Genomic DNA, 1,866 nt, shown 5'->3' with positions numbered 1-1,866 from the left:
CAGGGACTCAGACGAAGTCCTTGTACTTGTCGAGGGTGCGCACGGGCTTGGCGAGCGCATCGCGGCGGAACGGGTCGCCGAGCTCGCGGGTGCACATGATCTCGATGATGGTGGTCTTGCCGTGATTCATCTGCAGATCGATGGCGCGCTTGAGCGCCGGGCCCACGTCTTCGAGCTTGTCCACCACGATGCCCTCGGCGCCCATGGCGCGGGCGATCTCGGCGAAGCTTTGGTTGTCCAGCTCCCCCGCGACGAAGCGGCGGTTGTAGAAGTCGACCTGGTTCTTCTTCTCGGCGCCCCACTGGCGGTTGTGGAACACCACGGCGGTGACCGGGATATTGTGGCGCACGCAGGTCATGGTCTCCATCAGGCTCATGCCCCAGGCGCCGTCGCCGGCATAGGACACGGCCGGGCGGTGGGGCGCGGCCACCTTGGCGCCGATGATGGTGGGGAAGGCGTAGCCGCAGTTGCCCCAGCTCATGGCGGCGAAGAAGCTGCGCGGCTTGTTGAAGCGCAGGTAGCTGTTGGCCACCGAGTTGATATTGCCGATGTCGGTGGAGACCATCACGTCCTCGGGCATGGCTTTCTCCAGCTCGCGCAGCACCTGGCGCGGATGCAGGTAGTGGCCGCCATTGGGCGTGCGCTCCTGCTTCTGCTCCTCGATCATGTCCAGGCTGTAGGGGTCGCGCTCGTGGGTCCATTCGTCGAGCTCTTTCTCCCAGGCGGCCTTCTCGGCGGCGATCTGGCCGGCGCGCTCTTCGCGCGAGGCGTCGCACACCAGGGTGCGCCCGGCCAGGCGCCCGGTCAGCGCCACGGCGGCGGCCTTGGCGTCGCCGCAGATGCCCACGGAGATCTTCTTGACCAGGCCGAGCATCTTGTGGTCGGCATCGATCTGGATKATCTTGGCCTGCTTGGGCCAGTAGTCCATGCCGTGCTGGGGCAGGGTGCCGAAGGGTCCGAGGCGCGAGCCGAGGGCGACCACCACGTCGGCGCGGGCGAGCAGCTTCATGGCGGCCTTGGAGCCCTGGTAGCCGAGCGGGCCGCACCACAGCGGATGGCTGGCRGGGAAGGAATCGTTATGCAGGTAGCTGTTGACCACCGGCGCGCCGAGGCGCTCGGCGAGTGCCTGGCATTCGGCGATGGCATCGGCCATGACCACGCCGCCGCCGGAGATGATGACGGGGAACCTGGCCTGGGCGAGCAGCTCGGCGGCTTCGTTGAGGCGTTGTTCGCCGCCGGGGCCGCGGTCCAGGCGCTGCGGGCGGGGGATCTCGGCCTGGATCTGGCCGTAGAAGTAGTCGCGCGGGATATTGAGCTGGGTGGGTCCCATCTCGGCCATGGCGCGGTCGAAGCAGCGGCCGGTGAACTCGGCCATGCGTGCCGGGTGGGTGACATGGCCCTGGTACTTGGTGAACTCCTGGAACATCGGCAGCTGCTTGGCTTCCTGGAAGCCGCCGAGGCCGATGCCCATGGTGCCGGCCTCGGGGGTGACGATGACCACGGGGCTGTGGGCCCAGTAGGCGGCGGCGATGGCGGTGACGCAGTTGCTGATGCCGGGGCCGTTCTGGCCGATGACGACGCCGTGGCGGCCGGAGACGCGGGAATAGCCGTCGGCCATGTGGCCGGCGCCCTGCTCGTGCACCACGGGGATGAGGCGGATGCCGGCGGGGGCGAAGATGTCCATGGCGTCCATGAAGGCGGAGCCCATGATGCCGAACATGTCGGTGACGCCGTTGGCGGCGAGGGTTTCGACAAAGGCTTCCGAGGGGGTCATGGCCTGCGGGCCGGTGGTGGCGGGGGCGTCGGTGGTGGCCTGGCGCAGGGATTCGGGGAGGTGTTCGCTCATGGTGGTGGGTCTCCGGGCTT

At 68.3% G+C, this 1,866-nt stretch carries 1 protein-coding gene; it reads right to left on the bottom strand.

What is annotated here, in order from left to right; genetic code table 11:
* Positions 1–7: 7 nt before the first annotated feature.
* Positions 8–1,846, bottom strand: coding sequence for a sulfoacetaldehyde acetyltransferase (gene xsc / locus AC1DKV_RS40385; RefSeq protein WP_441621193.1), 1,839 nt, complete (start codon positions 1,844–1,846; stop codon positions 8–10).
* Positions 1,847–1,866: the final 20 nt, after the last annotated feature.

The sequence above is a fragment of the Cupriavidus sp. 05T41 genome (assembly GCF_056396525.1).
The sequence above is the reverse complement of the archived record's forward strand: the minus strand, read 5'-3'. Positions and strand labels throughout refer to the sequence as shown.